Consider the following 21,103-nt stretch of genomic DNA (forward strand, 5'->3'; position numbering starts at 1 on the left):
GATGCCGTTCAATCTGCTGGTTTTCGCCTCTGTGGCCTATGTTGTCATGCTGTTTTGCGTGGCGTTTCTGGCAGAGCGTCGCGCCGCACGCGGGGCGGTGAAGTGGCTGCGCTCGCCTCTGGTCTATACGTTGTCGTTGTCGGTTTATTGCACGGCATGGACGTTTTACGGTGCTGTGGGATATGCCGCGCGCTCGGGGCTGGAATATATGACCATCTATCTGGGGCCGACGGTTGTCTTTGTCGGCTGGTGGTGGGTGCTGCGCAAGCTGGTGCGGATCGGGCGGCAGTACCGGGTTACCTCTATTGCGGATCTGATCTCCAGCCGATTTGGGAAATCGAACCTTCTGGGGGTGATCGTAACCTTGATGTGCGTCACGGCCTCGACGCCTTATATCGCGCTGCAACTTCAATCTGTAACGCTTTCGTTCGGGGTGTTCGCCAGTGCCACGGCGGATGGTTGGGCCAAGCCGGACGGCAATGTGACCTCTCTTTGGGTGACAATCGGCCTTGCGATTTTCACCATTTTGTTCGGCACCCGCAACCTTGATGCCAATGAGCAGCACACCGGCATTGTCACCGCCATCGCCGTCGAGGCGGTGGTCAAGCTGGTCGCGCTGATTGCAGTGGGGATCTTTGTGATCTGGGGGCTTGCCAGCGGGCCTGCGGATATTCTGGCGCGGATCGATGCCAGCCCGATGGCCGAGTGGCATATGAAGCCCTCGCGCTGGACGGGGTTGATATTCCTTTCGGCGGCGGCGGTGATCTGCTTGCCGCGGATGTTTCAGGTGCTGGTGGTGGAAAACAGCGACGAGCGGCATCTGGCCACCGCAAGCTGGGCCTTTCCGCTTTATGTGATGCTCATGAGCCTCTTTGTCATCCCGATTGCCGTTGTCGGGCTGGAGCTGATGCCAGAGGGGTCCAACCCCGATCTGTTCGTGCTGACGCTGCCGCTCAGCCAGGGGCAGGGCGGGCTTGCCATGCTGGCGTTTCTGGGCGGGTTTTCAAGTGCGACCTCGATGGTGATCGTGGCCTCGATCGCGCTGGCGACGATGGTGTCGAACCATATCGCGATGCCGCTCTGGCTGTCGCTGCGCCCGGCCAAGCCGGTGGCGGGGGATGTGCGGCGGTTGATGCTCTTGTCGCGGCGGCTGTCGATTCTGGCGATCCTTGGTCTGGGGTTTGCCTATTACCAAAGCTCGGGCGGGGCCGAGGCGCTTGCCTCTATCGGGTTGATTTCCTTTGTGGGGGTGGCGCAGATCTTGCCTGCCATGCTGGGGGGTGTCTTTTGGCGCGGGGCCACGCGCACGGGGGCGATCTGGGGGCTGTGCCTTGGGTTTGCGATCTGGGCCTATACGCTGTTCCTGCCCTCTTTCGGGGCGGATGGGGTTTTGTCGGAACAAATTCTGGCGCAGGGGCCGCTTGGCCTTGGCTGGTTGCGTCCACAAGCGCTGTTTGGTGTGGCGGGTATGGACCCGTTGATCCACGCGTTGTTCTGGTCCATCGCACTGAATGCATTTACCTTTTGTGTCGGCTCCTTGCTGACCTTTCCCGGTCCTGTCGAACGGTTTCAGGGCGCGGCTTTTGTCAATGTGTTCGAAGTGGACAGCGGCAATGCGCATGGCTGGGCCTCTCATGGCCGGGCGGAGGCCGAGGACCTTCTGGTCATGGCACAGCGTATTCTGGGCGATGAAGAGGCGCTTGCCTTTTTTGAGGCCGAGGCCCGCGCCCAAGGGCGTGCAGGCTATTTGCCCGATCCGACTTCGGGGTTCATCGATCTGTTGGAGCGCAGGCTTGCGGGGTCGGTCGGGGCGGCGACGGCCCATGCGATGATCTCGCAGATTGCGGGGCGGGCGATTGTCTCGGTCGAGGATCTGATGGCCGTGGCCAATGAGGCCGCCCAGATCAAGGAATACTCGTCAAAGTTGGAAGAACAGCGCGAAGAGATGACCCGCACCGCGCGCCAGCTGCGTGATGCCAATGACAAGCTGACCACGCTTTCGGTGCAAAAAGACGCCTTCCTGAGCCAGATCAGCCATGAGCTGCGCACGCCGATGACCTCTATCCGCGCGTTTTCCGAGATTTTGACCGAGGGTGATTTACCGGGAGAGCTGGTCACGAAATACGGCCATGTGATCCATGATGAAACCAAACGGCTGACGCGGCTTTTGGATGATCTGCTGGATCTGAGCGTGCTGGAAAGCGGCACCGTGCAGCTTAATCTGGACCTGAGCAACCTGCGCGGGATGATTGACCGTGCGATGGCGGCGGCCTGTCATACCCGCCCCGAGCGGGAGTTTATCATCCACCGCGATTTGCCAACCGAAGAGATTTTTCTGCGCACCGACAGTGACCGGCTGACGCAGGTGTTTATCAACCTCATCTCCAATGCGCGCAAATATTGCGATGCGACCAACCCGGAACTGCGCATCGCCGTGCGGCAAAAGGGCGGCCGCGTGACGGTTGATTTCATCGATAACGGGTCAGGTATCCCCAAGGATAAACAGGCGCTTATATTCGAGAAATTCGCACGGCTAACCGATCAGACCAAGGCGGGCGGGGCCGGGCTTGGCCTTGCGATTTGCCGTGAGGTGATGGCCAATCTGGGCGGCACCATCAGCTATTTGCCGGGGCAATGGGGCGGGGCATTTCGCGTTACCGTGCCTTTGCGGCTGGAGGTTGCCCAGAAATAGCCCCCAAGGCGCGCATCAGCGCCGACTGCTGCGCGCGTTACTGGCGCCCTGCACCGTGATCTGGCGGATGCCTGCCAGCTTGGTGTCCGACAGATAGCTGGCGACCGTCACCTCACGCGATTGCGGGGTGGAAGCGGCCTTTGGCGTTACCGGCGGGAAGACATGGAAATCATAGACGATCGTGCCGTCTTTGACCGGACGGGCCACCAGCTCGGCATCCCAGAACCCCTGGCTTGGCGGCAGGCCGGTGGCGCGGATAATCACACCGCCGGGCATGCGCTCCAGCTTCAGATCGGTGATCTGCGAGATCAGCGGGCGCGGATCGACGGGCTTGCCCTCGACCACGGTCACCACGGGGGTTTCCTCTGAGCCACCGAACCAGTTCATCGGATTCAGGCGGGATTTCCCAACGGTAGAGCAGGCCCCGAGGGCCAAAGTTGCGCAAAGGGCGGCGACCAGCGGTCTGTTCATAGCGGCTTTCCCTATCATCTGTTGCCCCTTGCGTAGCCCATAGCGCGGCATTTGGAAAGCATTTGCTGCGCGCAAAGCTGGACCTTTGGCGCGCAGGGCGCTACCTCTGCGTGGAAATGGAAACGGAGCAACACTATGGCCACCGCCGCCTTTGAAGAGATCGCCGAGACCTTTGAATTTCTGGACGATTGGGAAGACCGCTATCGTCATGTGATCGATCTGGGCAAGGAGATGCCCGCGCTGGATGAGGCCTTTAAGGTGCCAAGCCTGAAGGTTGACGGCTGTGCCAGTCAGGTCTGGTTGCACCCGCAGATCGAGGGGCAGGGGCCGGATGCAATTTTCCGTTTTGACGGCGAAAGCGACGCGATGATCGTGCGCGGGCTAATCGCGGTTCTGCATGCGCTTTATGCAGGGTTGACGGTTGCCGATGTGCTGCGTGTCGATGCGGCGGCCGAACTGGCGCGGCTGGGGCTGGACGAACATCTGTCGGCTCAGCGGTCAAACGGCGTGCGCGCCATGGTGGAACGTATCCGGCAAACCGCCGCCGCCGCTGCGGCCTAAAGCGGCGCGCAGGCGCGGGCCAGCCATTCCGCCGCAGGGGCCGAGACGAGCGGCGCGATCTTGGATGCGACCTCGGCGTGATAGGCGTTCAGCCAGTCACGCTCTCCGGGGGCAAGCATGGTCAAATCAACCAGACGGCGATCAAAGGGCACAAAGGTCAGCGTCTCAAAGCAAAGCTGGTCGCGGTCATCTAGCAGCTTGGCGGCAGGTGTCACCACGATCAGGTTTTCGAGCCGGATACCAAAGGCCCCCTCGCGGTAATACCCCGGCTCGTTCGACACGATCATACCGGGCCGCAAGGCCACCTCTGACATTCTGGAAATCCGCTGCGGCCCCTCATGGACCGAGAGGAACGCGCCAACACCGTGGCCGGTGCCATGGTTGAAATCCATCCCCGCCAGCCAGAGCGGATAGCGCGCAATCGGGTCCAGATCGCGGCCCGAAAGGCCATTGGGCCAGCGCGCCCGTGACAGGGCAATCATCCCTTGCAGCACGCGGGTAAAGGCCTCTGCGCCGCCCGCCGGTATTGGCCCGATGGCCATCGTGCGGGTGATGTCGGTTGTGCCATCGACATATTGCGCGCCGCTGTCGACCAAGAGCAGCGCACCGGGGGTGACGGGGCGGTTGCTCTCGTCGGTCACGCGGTAATGCATGATCGCGCCGTGTTCGCCCGCACCGCAAATGGTGTCAAAGCTCAGATCATGCAGCTGGTTTGTGGCGCGGCGACAGGATTCGAGCTTTTGGACAACGTCAATCTCGGTCAACTGACCCTTGGGGGCCTCATCCTCTAGCCAGCAGAGGAATTCAACCATCGCCGCCCCGTCGCGCAGATGGGCCGCGCGGGCGCCTGCGATTTCGGCATCGGTCTTGCAGGCCTTGGGCAGACGGCAAGGGTCATCACCCCAGGCCGGCTCGTTCAGTTCCAGTGATACCGCCAAGGGGGCTGTTGCACGGTCCACCCGCACCGGACCTTGCAGGCTGCGCAGGGCGGGGACAAAGGCCGCCGCAGGGCGGATGGTAACCTGATCGCCAAGATGGGCGCGGGTGGCCTCATCCAGCTTTTCGGGGGCGGTAAACAGGCTGACGCGGCCATCGGCAAAGAGGATGGAAAAGCCGTGCAAGACCGGCGTGCGCGGCACATCCCGGCCGCGAATATTGAGCAACCAGCACAGGCTGTCGGGCAAGGTGATGATGGCGGCGCCTTGGCCTGCCTCTTGCAGTTGCGCACCCAGATCGGTCCGTTTTTGCGCGCTGGTCTTGCCCGCCAAAGCATCGGGATGCACAAAGGCGCGGCCCATGGGCGGGGCGGGCTGATCGGGCCAGATGGCATCCACCATATTGGCCGTAGGGCAAAGGGTGATCGCCAGCCCCTCCAATGCCCTCTCTATCGCGGCGATCTCGTCAGGGGTATGGAGCCACGGGTCAAAGCCGATGCGCCCCTGTTCCAGATGATCCGCAATCCACGGGCCGGGCTTGATGTCGGGCCAGGGGACAGGGGTGAAATGCGCCAGATCCACCTGGGTTTTCACCTGCGTACGGTAACGCCCGTCGATGAACACCCCCGCCACATCGGGCAGAACGATGCAAAACCCCGCCGAGCCGGTAAACCCCGTCAGCCATTGCAAACGGTCATCGCGGGGCGCGACATTTTCACCCTGATGCGCATCGGCACGGGGGATGATGAACCCGTCCAGACCTTCCGCAGCCAGCCTTTTGCGCAAAGCCTGCAGGCGGGTGGGACCTTGCGACGGATCGGCACTGGCGGAAAAATTCTGAAAGCTCATTTGACGTTCCGCATCCCCAAAACCCGCGCGCGTTTGCGTGGGTCGGTGTCAAACAAGCTGGCAAGCTGTTCTGTCATTGCACCGGCAAGCTGTTCCACATCGGTGATCGTCACCGCGCGGTCGTAATAGCGGGTGACGTCATGGCCGATACCGATGGCGATCAACTCTATGGCTTTGCGCTTTTCAACCATGCCGATCACATCGCGCAGATGCTTTTCAAGGTAGTTGGCTGGATTGACCGAAAGGGTGGAATCATCCACCGGCGCACCGTCGGAAATCACCATCAGGATCTTGCGCGCCTCGGGGCGGGCCAGCATACGGCGGTGCGCCCATTCAAGCGCCTCACCGTCGATATTTTCCTTGAGCAACCCCTCTTTCATCATCAGCCCCAGATTGGGCCGTGCCCGCCGCCAAGGTGCATCGGCGGATTTATAGATGATGTGGCGCAGATCGTTCAGGCGGCCGGGCTGTTGTTCGCGCCCCGCGCTTAACCAGCGTTCACGGCTTTGCCCGCCCTTCCATGCGCGGGTGGTAAAGCCGAGGATTTCAACCTTGACCGAGCAGCGTTCCAGCGTGCGGGCCAGAACATCGGCGCAAATCGCGGCAATAGAGATCGGCCGCCCGCGCATTGACCCCGAGTTGTCCAGCAAAAGGGTCACACAGGTATCGCGGAACTCGGTGTCTTTTTCCTGTTTGAACGACAGCGGCGTGGTCGGATTGGCCACAACCCGCGCCAGACGGCCCGCGTCCAGCGTGCCCTCCTCCAGATCAAACAGCCAGCTGCGGTTCTGCTGTGCCTGCAGACGGCGTTGCAGCTTGTTGGCAAGGCGCGATACGGCGCCCTTCAAGGGCTCCAGCTGTTGGTCGAGATAGGCGCGCAACCGTTCCAATTCGGCAATCTCGGCCAGATCTTCGGCGCGGATTTCCTCGTCAAAATCCGTGGTGTAGACAACATAATTCGGATCGGCGTCGGAATGGGGCGCAGGGGGCGGCGGCTCCATCGGGGCCTCGCCCTCGGGCATCTCAGCCTCTTCGCCCTGCTCCATATCCGAGGATTCGTCCTCGGAAACCTGCGCTTGGGAGGCGTCTTGCTGCTCTTCTTGTGATTGTTCGGCCGAGGCGTCGTTCTCATCGTCCTGACTGTCGTCGTCAGAGCCGCTTTCTTCTTGCTGCTCCTGCTCGGCCTCATTGCCGCTGTCTTGATCTTCGTCCTCGGTATCGGGATCGTCGCCAAGCTGGTCGCCATAGCCCAGATCCGCGATCACCTTCCGCGCAAGGCGGGCGAAACCGGCCTGATCGTCAAGGACCTCATCAAGGTGATCAAGGGTTCCAGAGGCGCTTTCCTCGATAAAACCGCGCCACAGTTCCATGACGTTATCGGCGCCCGGCGGCAGGGCGCGCCCCGTGGCCAGATGCCGCACCAGATAGCCCGCCGCCGTCGACAGGGGCGCATCGGCGGATTGGGTAATATCGGCATAGCCCTTGCGCTTGGCCTCATAGCCGATCTTGGCGTCGATATTGCCTGCGGTGCCGGGCATTTCACGCGCGCCGACGGCCTCACAGCGGGCGGTTTCCATGGCCTCGTAAATCTCGCGGGCAAGGCCGCCGCTGGGGGCATATTTCGCTGCCGTGGCCTCATTGTGGTATTTGCGGCGCATGGCAAAAGCATCGGCGGTGCCGCGGGCCAGCAAGACCTCGTCACGCGTCATCCGGCGGCTGACCTGCGGCAGGCGGATGCCCTCTTTGGTCATGCCGGCGGGATCCACCGAATAGGTGACGTTCATCTCCGGATCATTGGCTATGACCTTAGTCGCCTCGGCCAAGGCTTTCTTGAACGGATCGGCGGGGTTATCTGATGGTTTGCTCATATACTCGGCCCCTCTGGGGCGGGGCTGACCCCGCCGTTCCGGTGACGCTGGGGCGAACCCCGAAAGGACGTTACTTCATCGCCTGCGATGCGGCCGATTCCGGCAGCTCTTCGTCAAAGCAACGCTGATAGAATTCGGCAACCGTCTGGCGCTCTAGCTCGTCACATTTGTTGAGGAAGGTCAGCCGGAAGGCATAGCCGATGTTCTGAAAGATCCGCGCATTTTCGGCCCATGTGATCACGGTGCGCGGGCTCATGACGGTGGAAAGATCGCCGTTCATAAAGGCTATGCGCGTCAGATCGGCAACGGTGACCATCTGGCCGATGGTCTTGCGGCCTTTTTCGGTGTTGTAATGCGGGTTTTTCGACAGGACGATATTGGTTTCGGCGTCATGTGACAGATAGTTGAGCGTGGCGACCAGCGACCAACGGTCCATCTGCGCCTGGTTGATCTGCTGGGTGCCGTGGTAAAGGCCGGTGGTATCGCCCAGACCAACGGTGTTGGCGGTTGCGAACAGACGGAAGGACGGATGCGGGGTGATGATCTCGTTCTGGTCAAGCAGCGTCAGCTTGCCGTCATGTTCCAGCACACGCTGGATCACAAACATCACATCGGCGCGGCCTGCGTCATATTCATCAAAGACAATCGCCACAGGGTTGCGCAGCGCCCAAGGCAGGATGCCTTCGTGGAATTCGGTGACCTGCTTGCCGTCGCGCAGCTTGATCGCATCCTTGCCGATCAGGTCGATCCGGCTGATGTGGCTGTCGAGGTTGACGCGCACGGTGGGCCAGTTCAGCCGCGCGCCGACCTGTTCGATATGCGTGGATTTGCCGGTGCCGTGATAGCCTTGCACCATGACGCGGCGGTTATAGCCGTAGCCCGCAAGGATCGCCAAAGTCGTATCGGGATCGAATTTATAGGTCGGGTCAATCGTTGGCACGCGGTCGGTCGGCTCTGCAAAGCCCTTGACCTTCATGTCGGTATCAATGCCGAAAACCTCTCGAACAGAGATTTCTTCGGTGGGTTTCATTGTTGCATCAACCATTGGCGTACCCGCTTCCTCAAGAATTCGGGCGTCCGGCCCGTGGTGTCAGATTGGTATGAGTGATGGAACATAACGCAAAAGGGTGCAAGGGAAAGAGGTCAATATTTTCTTATGGTCGCTGATGGCTTGTGTTATGGTCTGGCCCGATATGGGCGGGGGCGACCGATACGGATTTGACAATCGCAAAACAGGCCATGCCGATGCAAAGCCCAAGTGCCGATGCCGATCGTCGGGTGATGCGGGCAAGGATAAGGTCGTCGCCCGCGCGCAATTGCACCATGACGGCGGGTCCGTCATCGCCGCTGATCTGGCTGATCTCGGCAGGCAGGATGTTCAGTGCCGAAAGGCCGGCCGGGGCCTCGCGCGCGATAATCACATCCTGAGCCAGAATTCGGATGCGCAGACGGCTGCCAAGCGGGGCTTCGATATGCGGCAGGAACAGCGGCGCGGTGGTGGTTTGCAGGCGCGCCAGCCCGTCTGGCTCATGGGCGGTCAGCGTGGCGGTGATCACGGCGCCGGCCTCTTGCGGGCCAAGGGCGGGGGCGGCGGCCGGATCGGCAAGCAGCGCGGACAGCGGGCCGGAATGGGTGATGCGCCCCGCGTCGATCAGCATCAGATGGTTGGCCAACCGTGTGACCTCGGCCATGTTGTGGCTGACGTAAAGGATGGGCGTGCCGATCCGGTCACGAAGCCGTTCCAGATAGGGCAGGATTTCCGCCTTGCGGTTGGCATCAAGGGCGGCGAGGGGCTCATCCATCAGCAGCATGCGCGGACGCGTCAGCAACGCGCGGCCAATGGCGCAACGGGATTGTTCCCCGCCTGAAAGCGTGGCGGGGTGGCGGGCCATTAGGGGGCCAAGGTCAAGCGCGTCGACAATCTCATCAAGGTTGGCACCGGGCAGGTCGCGCGCCCGTTTATCGGCATAGGCGAGGTTCCCCGCCACCGTCAGATGCGCGAACAACCGGCTGTCCTGAAAGACGAAACCAAGGCCGCGTTTGTGCGGCGGGGTGAAGTGGCTGTCGTCCTGCCAAACCTCATCGCCCCAAACCACGCGGCCCTTGGCGCAACCTTCCAGCCCCGCGATCACCCGCAGCAGGGTGGATTTTCCCGATCCCGACCTCCCAAAAAGGGCGGTAACACCGGAAGCTAAGATCGTGTGGCAGGTTTGCAGTGTAAAATTTTGATATTTAATATTTATATCAATTAAAAGCATCACCCATGCCCCCCGCTTGGGAATCGTCGGTTGAGGGTATAGACCATCAGCAGGGTCGCAAATGAGAACACCAAAAGAATGGCCGCAAGTACATGGGCATCGGCGTAGTTGATCATCTCCACATGCTCATAGATCGCGATAGAGATAACCTTGGTCTTGCCCGGAATATTGCCGCCCACCATCAAGACCACGCCAAATTCGCCCAAGGTATGGGTAAAGGATAACACCAGCGCCGTCAGAAACCCGCGTTTCGCCAGAGGCACGGCCACCGTGAAGAAACGGTCCAGCGGGGTGGCGCGCAGCATCATCGCGGCCTCTAGCGGGGCGCGGCCGACGGCCTCAAAGGCCGATTGCAGGGGCTGCACCATGAAGGGAAGGGAATAGATCATTGAGGCGATGACAAGGCCGGTGAAGGAAAAGGTCAGCGTTTCCCCCGTAACCTGTACCCAGAACCCGCCAAAGGTGGAATTGGGACTGAACAGCACCAGAAGATAGAACCCCAGAACCGTCGGCGGCAGGACCAAAGGCAGGGCCGTCAGCGCCTCGACCACCGGCTTGAAGCGCGAGCGCGTGCGCGCCAGCCACCACGCCAAAGGGCGCCAAGGATCAAAAGGAATACTGTGGTGATGGCCGCCAGCCGGAGCGTAAGCCAGAGCGGGCCAAGATCGGGTAGGCTCATGGCAGACCGTAACCATAGCGCGCAATCACATCGCGGGCGGCATCGCTAGTGAGGTATTCCAGAAACCCTTGGGCGGCGGCATTCTCCTTGCCGTGCGCCAGCAAGATCGCATCCTGACGGATGGCGGTGTAGAGGTCGGGTGAGACATCCCAGATATAGCCAGTCACCTCACCCGCCAAGGCGGATCGCGCGACAAAGCCCGCATCGGCCGCGCCCGATTGCACAAGGGCAAAACTCTGTCCAATATTCTGGCCCATCACGATTTTATCATTGACCGCCTCAAACAGCCCCATCGCCTCTAGCGCAGATTTCGCCGCCGCCCCATAGGGGGCAAGATCGGGGTTGGCGATGGCGATATGGCGGATGTTTTGATCCACCAGTAAATCCTCGGCTGTCATATCGGCGAGCATTTCTGGTGCCCAAAGGGTCAGCACGCCAAAGGCATAGGGGGCGGCTGTACCGTGGCCCTCAGCGGCCAATCGCGCGGGGGTGGCCGCATCGGCCGAAAGCAACAGATCAAAGGGCGCACCTTGGGATATCTGCGCATAAAGCTTGCCGGTAGAGCCGGTGGTGATCTGTACCTCATGCCCCGATTGCGCGTTGAAACCATCCGCCAGCTCGGCCGCGGCCTCGGCAAAATTGGCAGCGACAGCGGCAAGGGCGGTATCGGCCTGGGCGGGTGCGGCAAGCAAAAGCAGGGCGAGGGTGGGGCGGTACATTGCTGATTTCCTGTTACGACATGTTCGGGCGAACATATCGATAGGCGGGTTTGTCTTGCAAGCGTTATTTCCCGTCATGCATATCGACCGCCAAGGATTGCAATGCCTCGATGTCTTGGGCGCCCGCCTTGGCCAAAATGGCCTCCAGATTGCGGAAATGTGCCAAAACGGCAATGCCGGTTTCGGTCAGCCGTGCGCCACCGCCCGCCGAACCACCCCGGCTGCTGTCGACCAGGGGGGTCTTGAATCCGCTGTTCAGCGCCTCGACCAAAGACCACGCGCGCCGATAGCTCATACCCGTCTTGCGACCTGCGGCAGAAATGGAGCCATGCTCGGCAATCGCCTCCAACAGATCGGCGCGACCGGGGCCGAACATGGAGGCGGGACCGAAATGCAGGCGAAGGCGAAGACGGGTTTCGGGCATGGCGCGGCCTTTTGTTGGAGCTGCACCCAACATCGGCAAAGCGGAGCGCGGTTGCAAGGCTTGGCTTTTGGCGCGCGGCACGGCAAAAGGGGCCAGAGCAACAGGGGCGGCGGATGACACAACGGTTCAGCTTTGAGGTAGAGGCCCGCGACGGGCGCGCGCGAAAAGGGGTTATTTCCACCCCGCGCGGAGAAATTCGCACGCCGGCCTTTATGCCCGTGGGCACGGCGGCCACGGTCAAGGCGATGATGCCGGAATCGGTGCGCGCCACCGGGGCCGATATCTTGCTGGGTAACACCTATCATTTGATGCTGCGCCCGACGGCGGAACGGATCGCGGCTTTGGGCGGGCTGCATAAATTCATGAATTGGGACAGGCCGATCCTGACCGATTCCGGCGGCTTTCAGGTGATGAGCCTTGCCAGCCTGCGCAAGCTGACCGAGGAAGGCGTGCGCTTTGCCAGCCATATCGACGGCTCCAAACATATGCTCAGCCCTGAGCGCAGCATGGAGATCCAGAAGCTGCTCGGGTCGGATATCGTGATGTGTTTCGATGAATGTCCGGCGCTGCCTGCGACGGATGCCGAGGTGGCGAAATCCATGGCGCTCTCTATGCGGTGGGCACAGCGGTCGCGCGATGCCTTTGGCGACCGGCCGGGGCATGCGCTTTTCGGGATTCAGCAAGGCGGTGTGACACGCGATTTGCGCGCCGAGAGCGCCGAGGCCTTGCGCGCCATTGAATTTGACGGCTATGCGGTGGGCGGTCTGGCCGTGGGCGAGGGGCAGGAGGCGATGTTTGGTGTGCTTGACTATGCGCCCGATATGCTGCCCGAGGATAAACCGCGTTACCTGATGGGCGTGGGCAAGCCCGATGATATCGTCGGCGCCGTAGAGCGCGGGATCGACATGATGGATTGCGTTTTGCCCTCACGCTCGGGGCGCACGGGACAGGGCTGGACGCGTCACGGTCAGGTGAATATGCGCAATGCCCGCCACAAGGATGACCCGCGCCCCTTGGATGAGGCCTGTGGCTGTCCGGCTTGCCGCAACTATTCGCGGGCCTATTTGCATCATGTGATCAAAGCCGACGAGATTATCGGATCGATGCTTTTGACATGGCATAACCTACATTACTATCAAGATCTTATGGCGGGTATGCGAGACGCCATCTCAACTGGCACATTGGCCGCTTTTGTCGCGGAGTTTCATGCAAAACGGGCGGAGGGTGACATTGAACAACTCTGACACCGGGGGGATGGAATGGACCTGCATGTAACCGATCTGGCCGTTGCCCGAGGCGGGCTGACGGTGCTGGAGGGGGTCGGGTTTTCCCTTTTGCCGGGGCGGGCCTTGGTGCTGCGTGGACCCAATGGGATTGGCAAGACCACCCTGCTGCGCACGATTGCGGGGCTGCAACCGGCGGTGGCGGGTAGTATTTCGGCGGGTGCCGAGGCCATCGCCTATGCCGCCCATGCCGACGGGTTGAAAGCCACGCTGACAGTCACCGAAAACCTTGCCTTTTGGGCCGCGATCTATGGCACCGATCAGGTCGGGCCTGCCTTGGAACAGATGAACCTTGTAGAGCTGCGCGACCGTCAGGCCGCGAACCTTTCGGCGGGACAGAAACGGCGGCTGGGGTTGGCGCGGCTTTTGGTGACGGGGCGGCCGGTCTGGGTGTTGGATGAGCCGACGGTCTCGCTTGATCTGGCATCGGTGGCGCTGTTTGGCGATGTGATGCGCGGGCATCTGGCGCGGGGCGGATCGGCGCTGATCGCCACCCATATCGATCTGGGGCTAGAGGCCGATGTGCTGGAGCTTGGCCCCTACCGTGCCCAAATCGGCGCGGGCAACGGCGGTGCTTTTGATGCTGCCTTTGGTGAGGATTTCGCATGATTGCGCTGTTGATCCGGGATATGCGGCTGGCGATGCGGGCGGGGGGCGGCTTTGGCCTTGGTCTTGCGTTTTTCCTGTTGGTGGCGGTGCTGGTGCCGCTGGGTGTCGGGCCGGAAAGCGCCACTTTGGCCAAGATCGCGCCGGGGATCCTTTGGGTCGGCGCGCTTCTGGCCTGTCTGCTCAGCCTTGACCGGCTGTTCGCGCTGGATTTCGAGGATGGCTCTTTGGACCTTCTGGTCACGGCGCCGATCCCGCTGGAGGGTGTGGTGGCGATCAAGGCGCTGGCGCATTGGGCGGTGACGGGCCTGCCGTTGACGCTTGTGGCGCCGGTCTTGGGGATCTTGCTGAACCTGCCTGATGCGGGGTTCTACTGGCTTGTGGTGTCGCTGTTGTTGGGGACGCCGGCCCTGTCGATGATCGGGGCCTTTGGGGCTGCGTTGACCGTGGGATTGAAACGTGGCGGGCTTTTGCTGTCGCTTTTGGTGCTGCCGCTTTATGTGCCCACCCTGATTTTCGGGGCCGAGGTCGTTAAACGCGGAGCCGAGGGGATGGCAACCTCCACCCCGCTTGCCCTTTTGGCGGCCATTACGGCGGGGGCATCGGCGCTGTTGCCATTTGCCGCAGCCGCTGCAATTCGTATCAACCTTCGGTGAAGACTGTGATAAGCCTTGTCGTCGAAATTATGAAAGTCTAGCTAATCGCCATGTCACTTTGGGAATATGCAAATCCGCAGAAATTCATGCAGCTGTCGCGCAGGGTCTTGCCCTTTGTTGCGGCGGCCTCGGTTTTATGCCTGCTCGGGGGGCTGGCTTGGGGGTTTTTCGGCACGCCGGATGACTACAAGCAAGGGTCGACGGTCAAGATCATCTACCTGCATGTGCCCGCCGCGATGATGGCGATCAATGCCTGGGTGATGATGCTGGCGGCCTCGCTGGTCTGGCTGATCCGGCGGCACCATGTGTCGGCGCTGGCGGCCAAGGCGGCGGCGCCCGTGGGGCTTACCTTTACGCTGATCGCACTGGCGACGGGCGCGCTTTGGGGTCAGCCGATGTGGGGCACATGGTGGGCGTGGGACCCGCGGCTGACCAGCTTTTTGATCCTCGCGCTGTTCTACCTTGGATATATGGCACTTTGGCAGGCGGTGGATGATCCCGATACGGCGGCCGATCTGACGGGGGTTTTATGCATCGTGGGATCGGTCTTTGCGCTGTTGTCCCGCTATGCGGTGAATTTCTGGAACCAGGGGCTGCATCAGGGTGCGTCCCTGTCACTGGATAAGGAAGAGAATGTGGCCGATGTGTTCTGGTTCCCGCTATTGGTTTGCATTGCGGGATTTGTCTTGCTGTTTCTGACACTGGTTTTGCTGCGCACACGGACCGAAATCCGGTCGCGGCGGTTAAATGCGCTTTTGGCGCGGGAGCGGATGGGATGATACCAGATCTTGGAAAATACGCCGATGCTGTGCTTGGCTCTTATGCCGCATCGCTGGGTTTGATTACGGCTTTGGTCGCATGGAGCCTGTGGCGAGGGGCCCGCATCCGGCGCACCCTTGCTGAGGTGGAGGCACGTGCCGCAAAAGCCAAGGAGGCAAAGCGCAATGTCTAAGCTGTTGATGTTCCTGCCGCCGGTCTTGTTTGTTGGGCTGACGGCATTGTTTGTGGTGGGGATGAACCGCGACGATCCCGACAGCCTACCCTCGGCGTTCACTGGCAAAATCGCGCCAGCGGTTACGGTTGTGGCATTGGCCGATCACCCGCTTTTCACCGAAGAGGATCTGCGTGCGCCGGGGGTGAAGCTGGTGAACTTCTGGGCGAGCTGGTGCGCGCCTTGTCGGGCCGAACATCCGATGCTGGAACAGCTTGCCGATGAGGGGGTTGCCATTTACGGTGTGAACTACAAGGATAACGCACCGGCAGCCGAGGGGTTTCTGGCCGAGATGGGCAACCCTTACCGCGCGATCGGCACGGATGAGCGGCGCATGTCCATCGACTGGGGAATCACCGGCGTTCCCGAAACCTTTGTGATTAACGGTGAGGGGCGGATCATCCTGCGCTTTGCCGGGCCGATCACCGAGGCCGAGCTTGAACGCAGCATCCGTCCAGCAATTGCCGAGGCGGCGAACTGATTGCGCGGGGGGCCACTGTTGAGGTCAAAACAGCCCTTGCATCAGGACCAGAAGTGACAGTCCGATAATCGCAGGACCCCAAGGTAATGGCGGGTCGCCCGCGCTACGCGATGGGGCCTTGCGCAGGAATTGATCGATTTCACTCTGCGGGGCGGGGGTTGTAAAACGCATCTGCATGCCTTTCATAGTAAACGGTGCATTTACCATGCCTGAGACTGGTTAAGGCCACCCTAACGCCTGTGCCTTTATCATCGTGTTGATGTTTATACGGACGGTAGGGGAAGAATGCCGTAATTGAGTGTTGCGCGCAGCTAGGCCAATGAATAGGGCTGGTTTATGAAAAACGTCCTTGTATTTGACCTTGGCGGCAGCAGCTTGCGGGTTGCGATTGTGTCGGAAGATCGCGAAGTGCTGGATCTGGTTCAGATCCCCATGAGCATCGAAAAGTGTCCCGATAACGCATATGAGGTCAACCCGGAGCTATGGTGGGATGGGTTTTGTGAAGCCTGTTCACAATTGCTGCGCAGCGGTGCCGATTTCGGGGATATAGCGGCGATTGCGGGTTGCGGCCTTACGCGCAGCCAAGTGGCGATGGATGCCAAAGGGCAGGCGGTGCATCCCGCCATCACCTTTCAGGATGCGCGTGCGTCGGATGTTCTGGCGCAATGCGGTGCGGCGGCGACACCTACGCTCGCACGTCATCTGGCAAGGCTTAGCCCCTTTGATCCCCTTGCGCGGATGATCTGGTTGCAACTAGCGCGGCCGGATCTTTGGGCGCAGGTCGAAACCGTCATTGAGCCGAAAGATTTCCTCAACTTCAAGCTCACGGGGGTCTATGCCTCTGACCGGATTTCGCAGAATGCGACAACGGCTTTCATGGACAGCCTTGATCAGGATGCCGCCTCGGAGCTGGGGATAGAGAGATCCGTCTTGCCGCGTCTTCTGGGACCATTTGACAGGGTCGGGACGGTGACGGCGCAACCGGACGACCCGCTTATGGGGCTGCAAGGGGTGCCCGTGTTTTGCGGCTCACACGATACTTGGACCTGCGTTTTGGGCAGTGGCGGGCTGCGGCATGGGGCGGCATATAACATTTCGGGGACAAGCGATGTGTTCGGCGTCATCACCGACAGCCCTTACCGTCGTGAGGGGCTGATGACGGTGCAATGGGGGGATGAGCATTGGCAACTCGGCGGGCCAAGTCAGGGGGCCGCATCGCGGTTGCAATGGGCGGTAGATCGTTTCATGCCTCAAAGGACGATTAAAGACGCCCTTACGCAAAGCCACGCGAAACATGGCAAAACGCCCCTCTTTATCCCGTTTCTGGAAGGGGAGCGGGCCCCCTATTGGGACCATGATTTGCGGGGGGCCTTTCTGGGGCTTGATCCCGATACCACGCCGCAGGATTTTATCTGGGCGGTTGCAGAGGGGATTACCTATCTAAGCCGGGTCATTCTGGAACGTGCAGAGGCGGAAACCCGTGAGACATGCTCACATATCTGTTTTTCGGGCGGATTGTCGAATAGCGCGGTTTTATGCCAGCTAAAGGCGGATATTCTGGGCAGGCCGGTTTTTGTGGCTGATGTGCCTGAGTCGGGGCTGATTGGTGCAGCAAGCGTGGCCCTTGCGACATCTGACGATATAGAGGCGATCACCACGGACCTTTTGGCCAATGGCCGCTGGTATCATCCCGACCCCATCGCTTGCGCGGCCCATAACGCGCGCTATGCCATTTTTGAGGCCGCCTGCACCGCGCTGACGCCGGTGTCACACCGCATTGCACAGCTTGCAAAGGCACAAGATCGCGGCAAAGGGCTGGAAACACCCTTTGCGGTCCAATAAGGTCCGGGGCGATGCTGTGGCGCGCCTTTGGCCGTGTCTTTTCAAACGGCACACCATAAAAACAGGTATGCGTTAGATGATCGAAAAATATGGCACGTTCTTTGCGGGTATCGCCCTGTTTGTCTTTCTGCTGATATTCGCTGATAACTTCGCATCGGTCGCAAATCTGCTCAATATTCTAAAGCAGGCCAGCTTTCTGTCCATTCTGGCAATCGGCTTTACCTTTGCGCTGATCACATCCGAGTTGGATCTGTCCTTTGCCAATATTTGCAGCCTGTCGGGTGTGATTGTCGGGATGATGATCTTTAACGGGCTGCCTTGGCCCTTGGCGGTGGTTGCAGGGATTGGCTTGGGGACCCTTGCGGGGGTGCTTAACGGATTTCTGGTCACGGTGCTGAAGGTGCCGTCCCTGATCGCGACGCTTGGCACCTCTTCGGTCGCGAATGGATTGGCCTTCATGCTGACGGGGGGCGTTGCCTTTGTGGGGCGGTGGGACCCGAATTTCCTGTTTCTTGCGCGGGGCAAGCTGGGGCCTGTTCCGTTGATTGTCATCGTTCTGGTGGTTGTTGTCGGGATCGCCTTGGTGTTTTCGACCCAAACGCGGGCGGGTGTGCATTTACAAGCCACCGGCGAGAATGAAGAGGCGGCGCGGCGCGCGGGCATCAATACCCGCCGGAACAAGGTCATTGGGCTGGCGCTCTCGGGGGCGGCGGCCGGTTTTACCGCCGTGCTGCTGGTGGCGAACCTGTCCTCGGCGGCGCCGCAAATGGGCGGTGATTTCATGCTTTTGGGGATCGCGGCCACGCTTTTGGGTATGACCATGTTCACCCCCGCTAAGCCGAATATTCTGGGCACTGTTGTCGGGGCCTTGATCATCGTGATGCTTGGCAATGGTTTGATCCTGCTGGGCGCGCAATATTACGTGCAAGATATCATGCTGGGTATCATCATCATCGCCTCGGTCGCCGTATCTGCATCGACATTGAAACAGGCGGCATTCAGCCTTTAATCAGCCAATAGGGAAAAAATATGAAGTTTTTGAAATCAACCGCCGGGCTTTGTGCGCTTATGACATCGGCCTTGTTTGCCGGTCAGGCGCTGGCCTTTGATCTGGGTGTTGTGGCGTTCCAGATGTCGTCCGAAACCCATGCCCGTTGCGCCAATGCCGCCGAGGCCCATGCCAAAGGTCTGGGCTGGGATGTTCAGGTGCTGAATTCTAACGGCAGCTTGCAAACCCATTCCGAGCAGATCGAGAACCTCATCCTCTCTGCCCCCGATGCGATCCTCGTCTGCATGTCGAAACCGATTGAGGCAGACGCCCAATTTGCCGCCGCCAAAGAGGCGGGGATTCCGGTGATTTCCGTCGTCAGCGGCTCCAGCCCGCATACGTTGTTTGATGTTCAGGTCAATGAATACGGGGTGGGGGCGGAATCTGCGCTGTACCTTTTGGGCACCATCGATTTTGAGGGCGGTATCCTTGTGCAGCGCTTTGAGGCAAATGCAGGGACGCGGATCAGGGGGGCGGTGCTCTCGGCTGTTCTGGCCGAAAACCCTGCGGTTACGGTTGTGGGCGAACATTCCATGGCGCGGACCAAAAGCTGGCGCGATGATGTGCGCAACGGGATGCAGGCGCTGATTTTGCAGCAGGCTGGCAAGTTCAAAGGCGTTTGGGCGTCCTTTGACGGGCAGGCGTTCATCATTGATGACCTGCTCAAGGAGGCGGGGCTGAACAAGGGGGATGTGTCGCTGGTGTCCATTGATGGCGGCCAAGAGGTGTTCCAACGCATTCTGGACCCGCAATCCATGATGACGGCCACGGTCTCTATTCCGTTTGAGGAAATGGCCATTGCCGCCGTGGATGCGATGAAGGCGATCGTGGTGGACGGCAAGGCCAAAGAAGAGATCGTCAAAGGCCCCTATATGTTCATGCCGGCAATTCTGGTGGATGCAAATAACGCCGCTGACTATATCGACTAACCTGTTCTCTGACGCCCCGGCCATAAGGAAAGAAACCATGTCTTCAAAGATCGTGATGAAGAATATCTTCAAGAATTATGGCGCGGTCCAAGCCCTGCGGGGCGTCAGTATTGATATTAAAGAGGGCGATGTTCACGCGATCTGCGGTGACAATGGCGCGGGGAAATCGACCCTCATCAAGATCCTCTCGGGGGTTGAGACCCCCGAGAGTGGCGAGCTATGGGTGAGCAATAGCGCGCGCAAATTCACCAGCCCGACGGATGCGCTGACATCGGGGATTGCGACGATCCATCAGGATCTGGCGGTTGCGCCGCGTATGACCATTGCCCAAAATATCTTTATGGGTGCAGAGCTTACCAAGAAAGTTCTGGGCGTGACCTTGCTGGATAAACCGGCCATGCGGCGCGATGCTTTGGGCTATATGTCCCAGCTTAACAAGTCGATCACCGATATGGACACCAAGGTAGAGGCCCTGTCCGGCGGGCAAAGCCAAGCGGTCGCGATTTGCAGGGCGCTGCGCTGGAACGCCGATATCGTCATTCTGGATGAACCCACGGCCGCCCTTGGTGTGCGCGAAACCGAACAGGTGCTTGAATTAATCCGCGCGCTTAAACATGCGGGCAAGACCGTTATCCTGATCAGCCACGCCATGAAGGATGTTGTGGCCGTCGCGGATCGGGTCAGTATCCTGCGGCGTGGTGAGAACCAGATTGATCTGGATGCCGCCAATCTGACGGCAGATGCCTTGTCACATTACATTCTGAGCGGTGACAGAGACAGCCGGGCGGCCTGATTTAGCCAATGTGATTCTGGCCGCAGCGCGGCAAAACCGGTACAGGTGATCTGTTGCAGGTGGGGGCGTCCTGATCCCGGCGGCTTGTAAAAGCTGCTGCGCATTGCGCATCTCTTTTCGCATTATCAATGACCTAGACAGCAAGGGCTGGTCGAGCGGGTCTTTGACCACGGCGAGATGGAATAATTATATTTTCATTTTTTCTTTACTCGCAAAAATATTTGCATATCAATGTCGGAGGACAAAAGATCCGTTCAATCAGGGTGTATATATGAATACCTTCAAAAAAACTGGCTGCCGTTGCGGCCCTTGCGATCTCTGCGACCAGTGCCTCGGCCCAAGATTTGATCGTCGCAACAGATACGGCCTTCGTTCCGTTCGAGTTCAAACAAGACGGCAAATACGTCGGCTTTGACATTGATCTGTGGGATGCCATCGCCACCGATATGGGCGTCAGCTATGAACTGCGTCCGATGGATTTCGGCGGGATTATTCCTGCGTTGCAAACGGGGCAGGTCGATGTGGCGCTGGCCGGCATCACGATCAAAGATGAGCGCAAAGAGGTTATCGACTTTTCCGACGGCTATTACGACAGCGGTTTTCTGTTGATGGTGCCAAGCGATAGCGACATCACCGGCGAGGCCGATCTGGCAGGCAAGGCTGTTGCGCTGAAAACGGGGACTTCTGCTGCGGATTACGCAAATAGCAACTTCAAGGAAAGCGAGCTGCGTCTGTTCCCCAATATTGACAACGCCTATCTGGAACTGCGGACGGGGCGCGTGGATGCCGCCATGCATGACACGCCTAACGTGCTGTATTACATCGCAAATGCTGGTGACGGCGCGGTCAAGGCCGTGGGCTCACAGATGTTGGCACATGAATATGGCATCGGCTTTCCAAAGGGCAGCGAATGGGTTGAGCGTGTGAATGCCTCGCTGGCCGCAATGAAAAAAGACGGCCGCTATGATGCGATCTTCTCCAAGTGGTTCGGTCAGGCACCGGCGAAGTAAATCACGAA

Annotated in this window: 22 protein-coding genes; 13 read left to right on the forward strand and 9 right to left on the reverse strand. The window is 60.0% G+C overall.

The genetic code is table 11. The features are described from left to right. The first annotated feature begins 1 nt into the window (after position 1). Positions 2-2,692: an ATP-binding protein gene (locus tag AKU94_RS17970; protein WP_050528612.1), complete on the forward strand. Its 2,691-nt coding sequence runs from the start codon at positions 2-4 to the stop codon at positions 2,690-2,692. A 15-nt stretch (positions 2,693-2,707) separates the two neighbouring features. Here the strand turns inward: AKU94_RS17970 and AKU94_RS17975 are convergent, their stop codons facing one another. After that, entirely contained in the window at positions 2,708-3,163 is a 456-nt protein-coding gene (locus AKU94_RS17975) for a hypothetical protein (protein WP_050528748.1), read from the reverse strand. A 135-nt stretch (positions 3,164-3,298) separates the two neighbouring features. Between AKU94_RS17975 and AKU94_RS17980 the strand changes: the two genes are divergently transcribed. Then, positions 3,299-3,724, forward strand: a complete 426-nt coding sequence (locus AKU94_RS17980; protein WP_050528613.1) for a SufE family protein — start codon at positions 3,299-3,301, stop codon at positions 3,722-3,724. On the opposite strand, the gene AKU94_RS17985 is transcribed toward AKU94_RS17980, so the two are convergent. From AKU94_RS17985 to AKU94_RS18015, 7 genes are all read right to left on the reverse strand, one after another. Then, entirely contained in the window at positions 3,721-5,508 is a 1,788-nt protein-coding gene (locus tag AKU94_RS17985) for an aminopeptidase P family protein (RefSeq protein ID WP_050528614.1), read from the reverse strand. The genes AKU94_RS17980 and AKU94_RS17985 overlap by 4 nt on opposite strands. Then, complete coding sequence (gene cobT, locus AKU94_RS17990; protein WP_050528615.1) at positions 5,505-7,376, reverse strand: cobaltochelatase subunit CobT; 1,872 nt, start codon at positions 7,374-7,376, stop codon at positions 5,505-5,507. The genes AKU94_RS17985 and cobT overlap by 4 nt, the downstream gene beginning before the upstream one ends. A gap of 70 nt (positions 7,377-7,446) precedes the next feature. Further along, positions 7,447-8,421, reverse strand: coding sequence for a cobaltochelatase subunit CobS (gene cobS, locus AKU94_RS17995; protein ID WP_050528616.1), 975 nt, complete (start codon positions 8,419-8,421; stop codon positions 7,447-7,449). A gap of 109 nt (positions 8,422-8,530) precedes the next feature. Beyond that, positions 8,531-9,634 (reverse strand): molybdenum ABC transporter ATP-binding protein, encoded by a 1,104-nt coding sequence (gene modC / locus AKU94_RS18000; protein ID WP_050528617.1) that lies wholly within the window; start codon positions 9,632-9,634, stop codon positions 8,531-8,533. Further along, positions 9,634-10,227, reverse strand: coding sequence for a molybdate ABC transporter permease subunit (modB, locus tag AKU94_RS18005; protein ID WP_232295808.1), 594 nt, complete (start codon positions 10,225-10,227; stop codon positions 9,634-9,636). The genes modC and modB overlap by 1 nt, the downstream gene beginning before the upstream one ends. 82 nt (positions 10,228-10,309) lie before the next feature. After that, on the reverse strand, positions 10,310-11,032 hold the full coding sequence (gene modA / locus AKU94_RS18010; protein WP_157056605.1) for a molybdate ABC transporter substrate-binding protein: 723 nt from the start codon (positions 11,030-11,032) through the stop codon (positions 10,310-10,312). Positions 11,033-11,096: 64 nt separating this feature from the next. Beyond that, complete coding sequence (locus AKU94_RS18015; protein WP_232295809.1) at positions 11,097-11,456, reverse strand: winged helix-turn-helix domain-containing protein; 360 nt, start codon at positions 11,454-11,456, stop codon at positions 11,097-11,099. A 113-nt stretch (positions 11,457-11,569) separates the two neighbouring features. Here AKU94_RS18015 and tgt point away from each other — a divergent pair, with 113 nt between their 5' ends. Genes tgt through AKU94_RS18040 form a run of 6 tightly spaced genes read left to right on the forward strand, consistent with a single transcriptional unit; the run spans position 11,570 to position 15,473 of the window. Further along, entirely contained in the window at positions 11,570-12,700 is a 1,131-nt protein-coding gene (gene tgt / locus AKU94_RS18020) for a tRNA guanosine(34) transglycosylase Tgt (RefSeq protein ID WP_050528620.1), read from the forward strand. Between the two features lie 15 nt (positions 12,701-12,715). Then, complete coding sequence (ccmA, locus tag AKU94_RS18025; protein ID WP_050528621.1) at positions 12,716-13,348, forward strand: heme ABC exporter ATP-binding protein CcmA; 633 nt, start codon at positions 12,716-12,718, stop codon at positions 13,346-13,348. Continuing rightward, positions 13,345-14,001 (forward strand): heme exporter protein CcmB, encoded by a 657-nt coding sequence (gene ccmB, locus AKU94_RS18030; RefSeq protein ID WP_050528622.1) that lies wholly within the window; start codon positions 13,345-13,347, stop codon positions 13,999-14,001. Before ccmA ends, ccmB begins: the two co-directional genes overlap by 4 nt. Positions 14,002-14,051: 50 nt before the next feature. Next, positions 14,052-14,780: a heme ABC transporter permease gene (locus AKU94_RS18035; protein WP_050528623.1), complete on the forward strand. Its 729-nt coding sequence runs from the start codon at positions 14,052-14,054 to the stop codon at positions 14,778-14,780. Continuing rightward, a complete protein-coding gene (ccmD, locus tag AKU94_RS19420) occupies positions 14,777-14,953 on the forward strand; it encodes a heme exporter protein CcmD (RefSeq protein ID WP_083445128.1) in 177 nt (58 codons plus the stop codon). The genes AKU94_RS18035 and ccmD overlap by 4 nt, the downstream gene beginning before the upstream one ends. After that, a complete protein-coding gene (locus AKU94_RS18040; protein ID WP_157056607.1) occupies positions 14,946-15,473 on the forward strand; it encodes a DsbE family thiol:disulfide interchange protein in 528 nt (175 codons plus the stop codon). Before ccmD ends, AKU94_RS18040 begins: the two co-directional genes overlap by 8 nt. A gap of 24 nt (positions 15,474-15,497) precedes the next feature. Here AKU94_RS18040 and AKU94_RS19850 read toward each other — a convergent pair whose 3' ends face one another. Further along, the gene (locus AKU94_RS19850) at positions 15,498-15,644 is read right to left on the reverse strand and encodes a hypothetical protein (RefSeq protein ID WP_157056608.1); all 147 of its coding nucleotides are present in this window, start codon (positions 15,642-15,644) and stop codon (positions 15,498-15,500) included. 165 nt (positions 15,645-15,809) lie between these two features. Here AKU94_RS19850 and AKU94_RS18045 point away from each other — a divergent pair, with 165 nt between their 5' ends. The 5 genes from AKU94_RS18045 (at position 15,810) to glnH (ending at position 21,095) form a co-directional block, all read left to right on the forward strand. Beyond that, positions 15,810-17,315, forward strand: a complete 1,506-nt coding sequence (locus tag AKU94_RS18045) for a xylulokinase (RefSeq protein WP_050528624.1) — start codon at positions 15,810-15,812, stop codon at positions 17,313-17,315. A gap of 76 nt (positions 17,316-17,391) precedes the next feature. Continuing rightward, a complete protein-coding gene (locus AKU94_RS18050; RefSeq protein WP_198144944.1) occupies positions 17,392-18,324 on the forward strand; it encodes an ABC transporter permease in 933 nt (310 codons plus the stop codon). Positions 18,325-18,344: 20 nt separating this feature from the next. Further along, complete coding sequence (locus tag AKU94_RS18055) at positions 18,345-19,292, forward strand: sugar ABC transporter substrate-binding protein (RefSeq protein ID WP_050528625.1); 948 nt, start codon at positions 18,345-18,347, stop codon at positions 19,290-19,292. 37 nt (positions 19,293-19,329) lie between these two features. Next, entirely contained in the window at positions 19,330-20,085 is a 756-nt protein-coding gene (locus AKU94_RS18060; RefSeq protein WP_050528626.1) for an ATP-binding cassette domain-containing protein, read from the forward strand. 290 nt (positions 20,086-20,375) lie between these two features. Then, positions 20,376-21,095: a glutamine ABC transporter substrate-binding protein GlnH gene (gene glnH, locus AKU94_RS18065; RefSeq protein ID WP_269744981.1), complete on the forward strand. Its 720-nt coding sequence runs from the start codon at positions 20,376-20,378 to the stop codon at positions 21,093-21,095. Positions 21,096-21,103: the final 8 nt, after the last annotated feature.

It is taken from the genome of Pseudorhodobacter aquimaris, from assembly GCF_001202025.1.
Taxonomy (GTDB): domain Bacteria; phylum Pseudomonadota; class Alphaproteobacteria; order Rhodobacterales; family Rhodobacteraceae; genus Pseudorhodobacter; species Pseudorhodobacter aquimaris.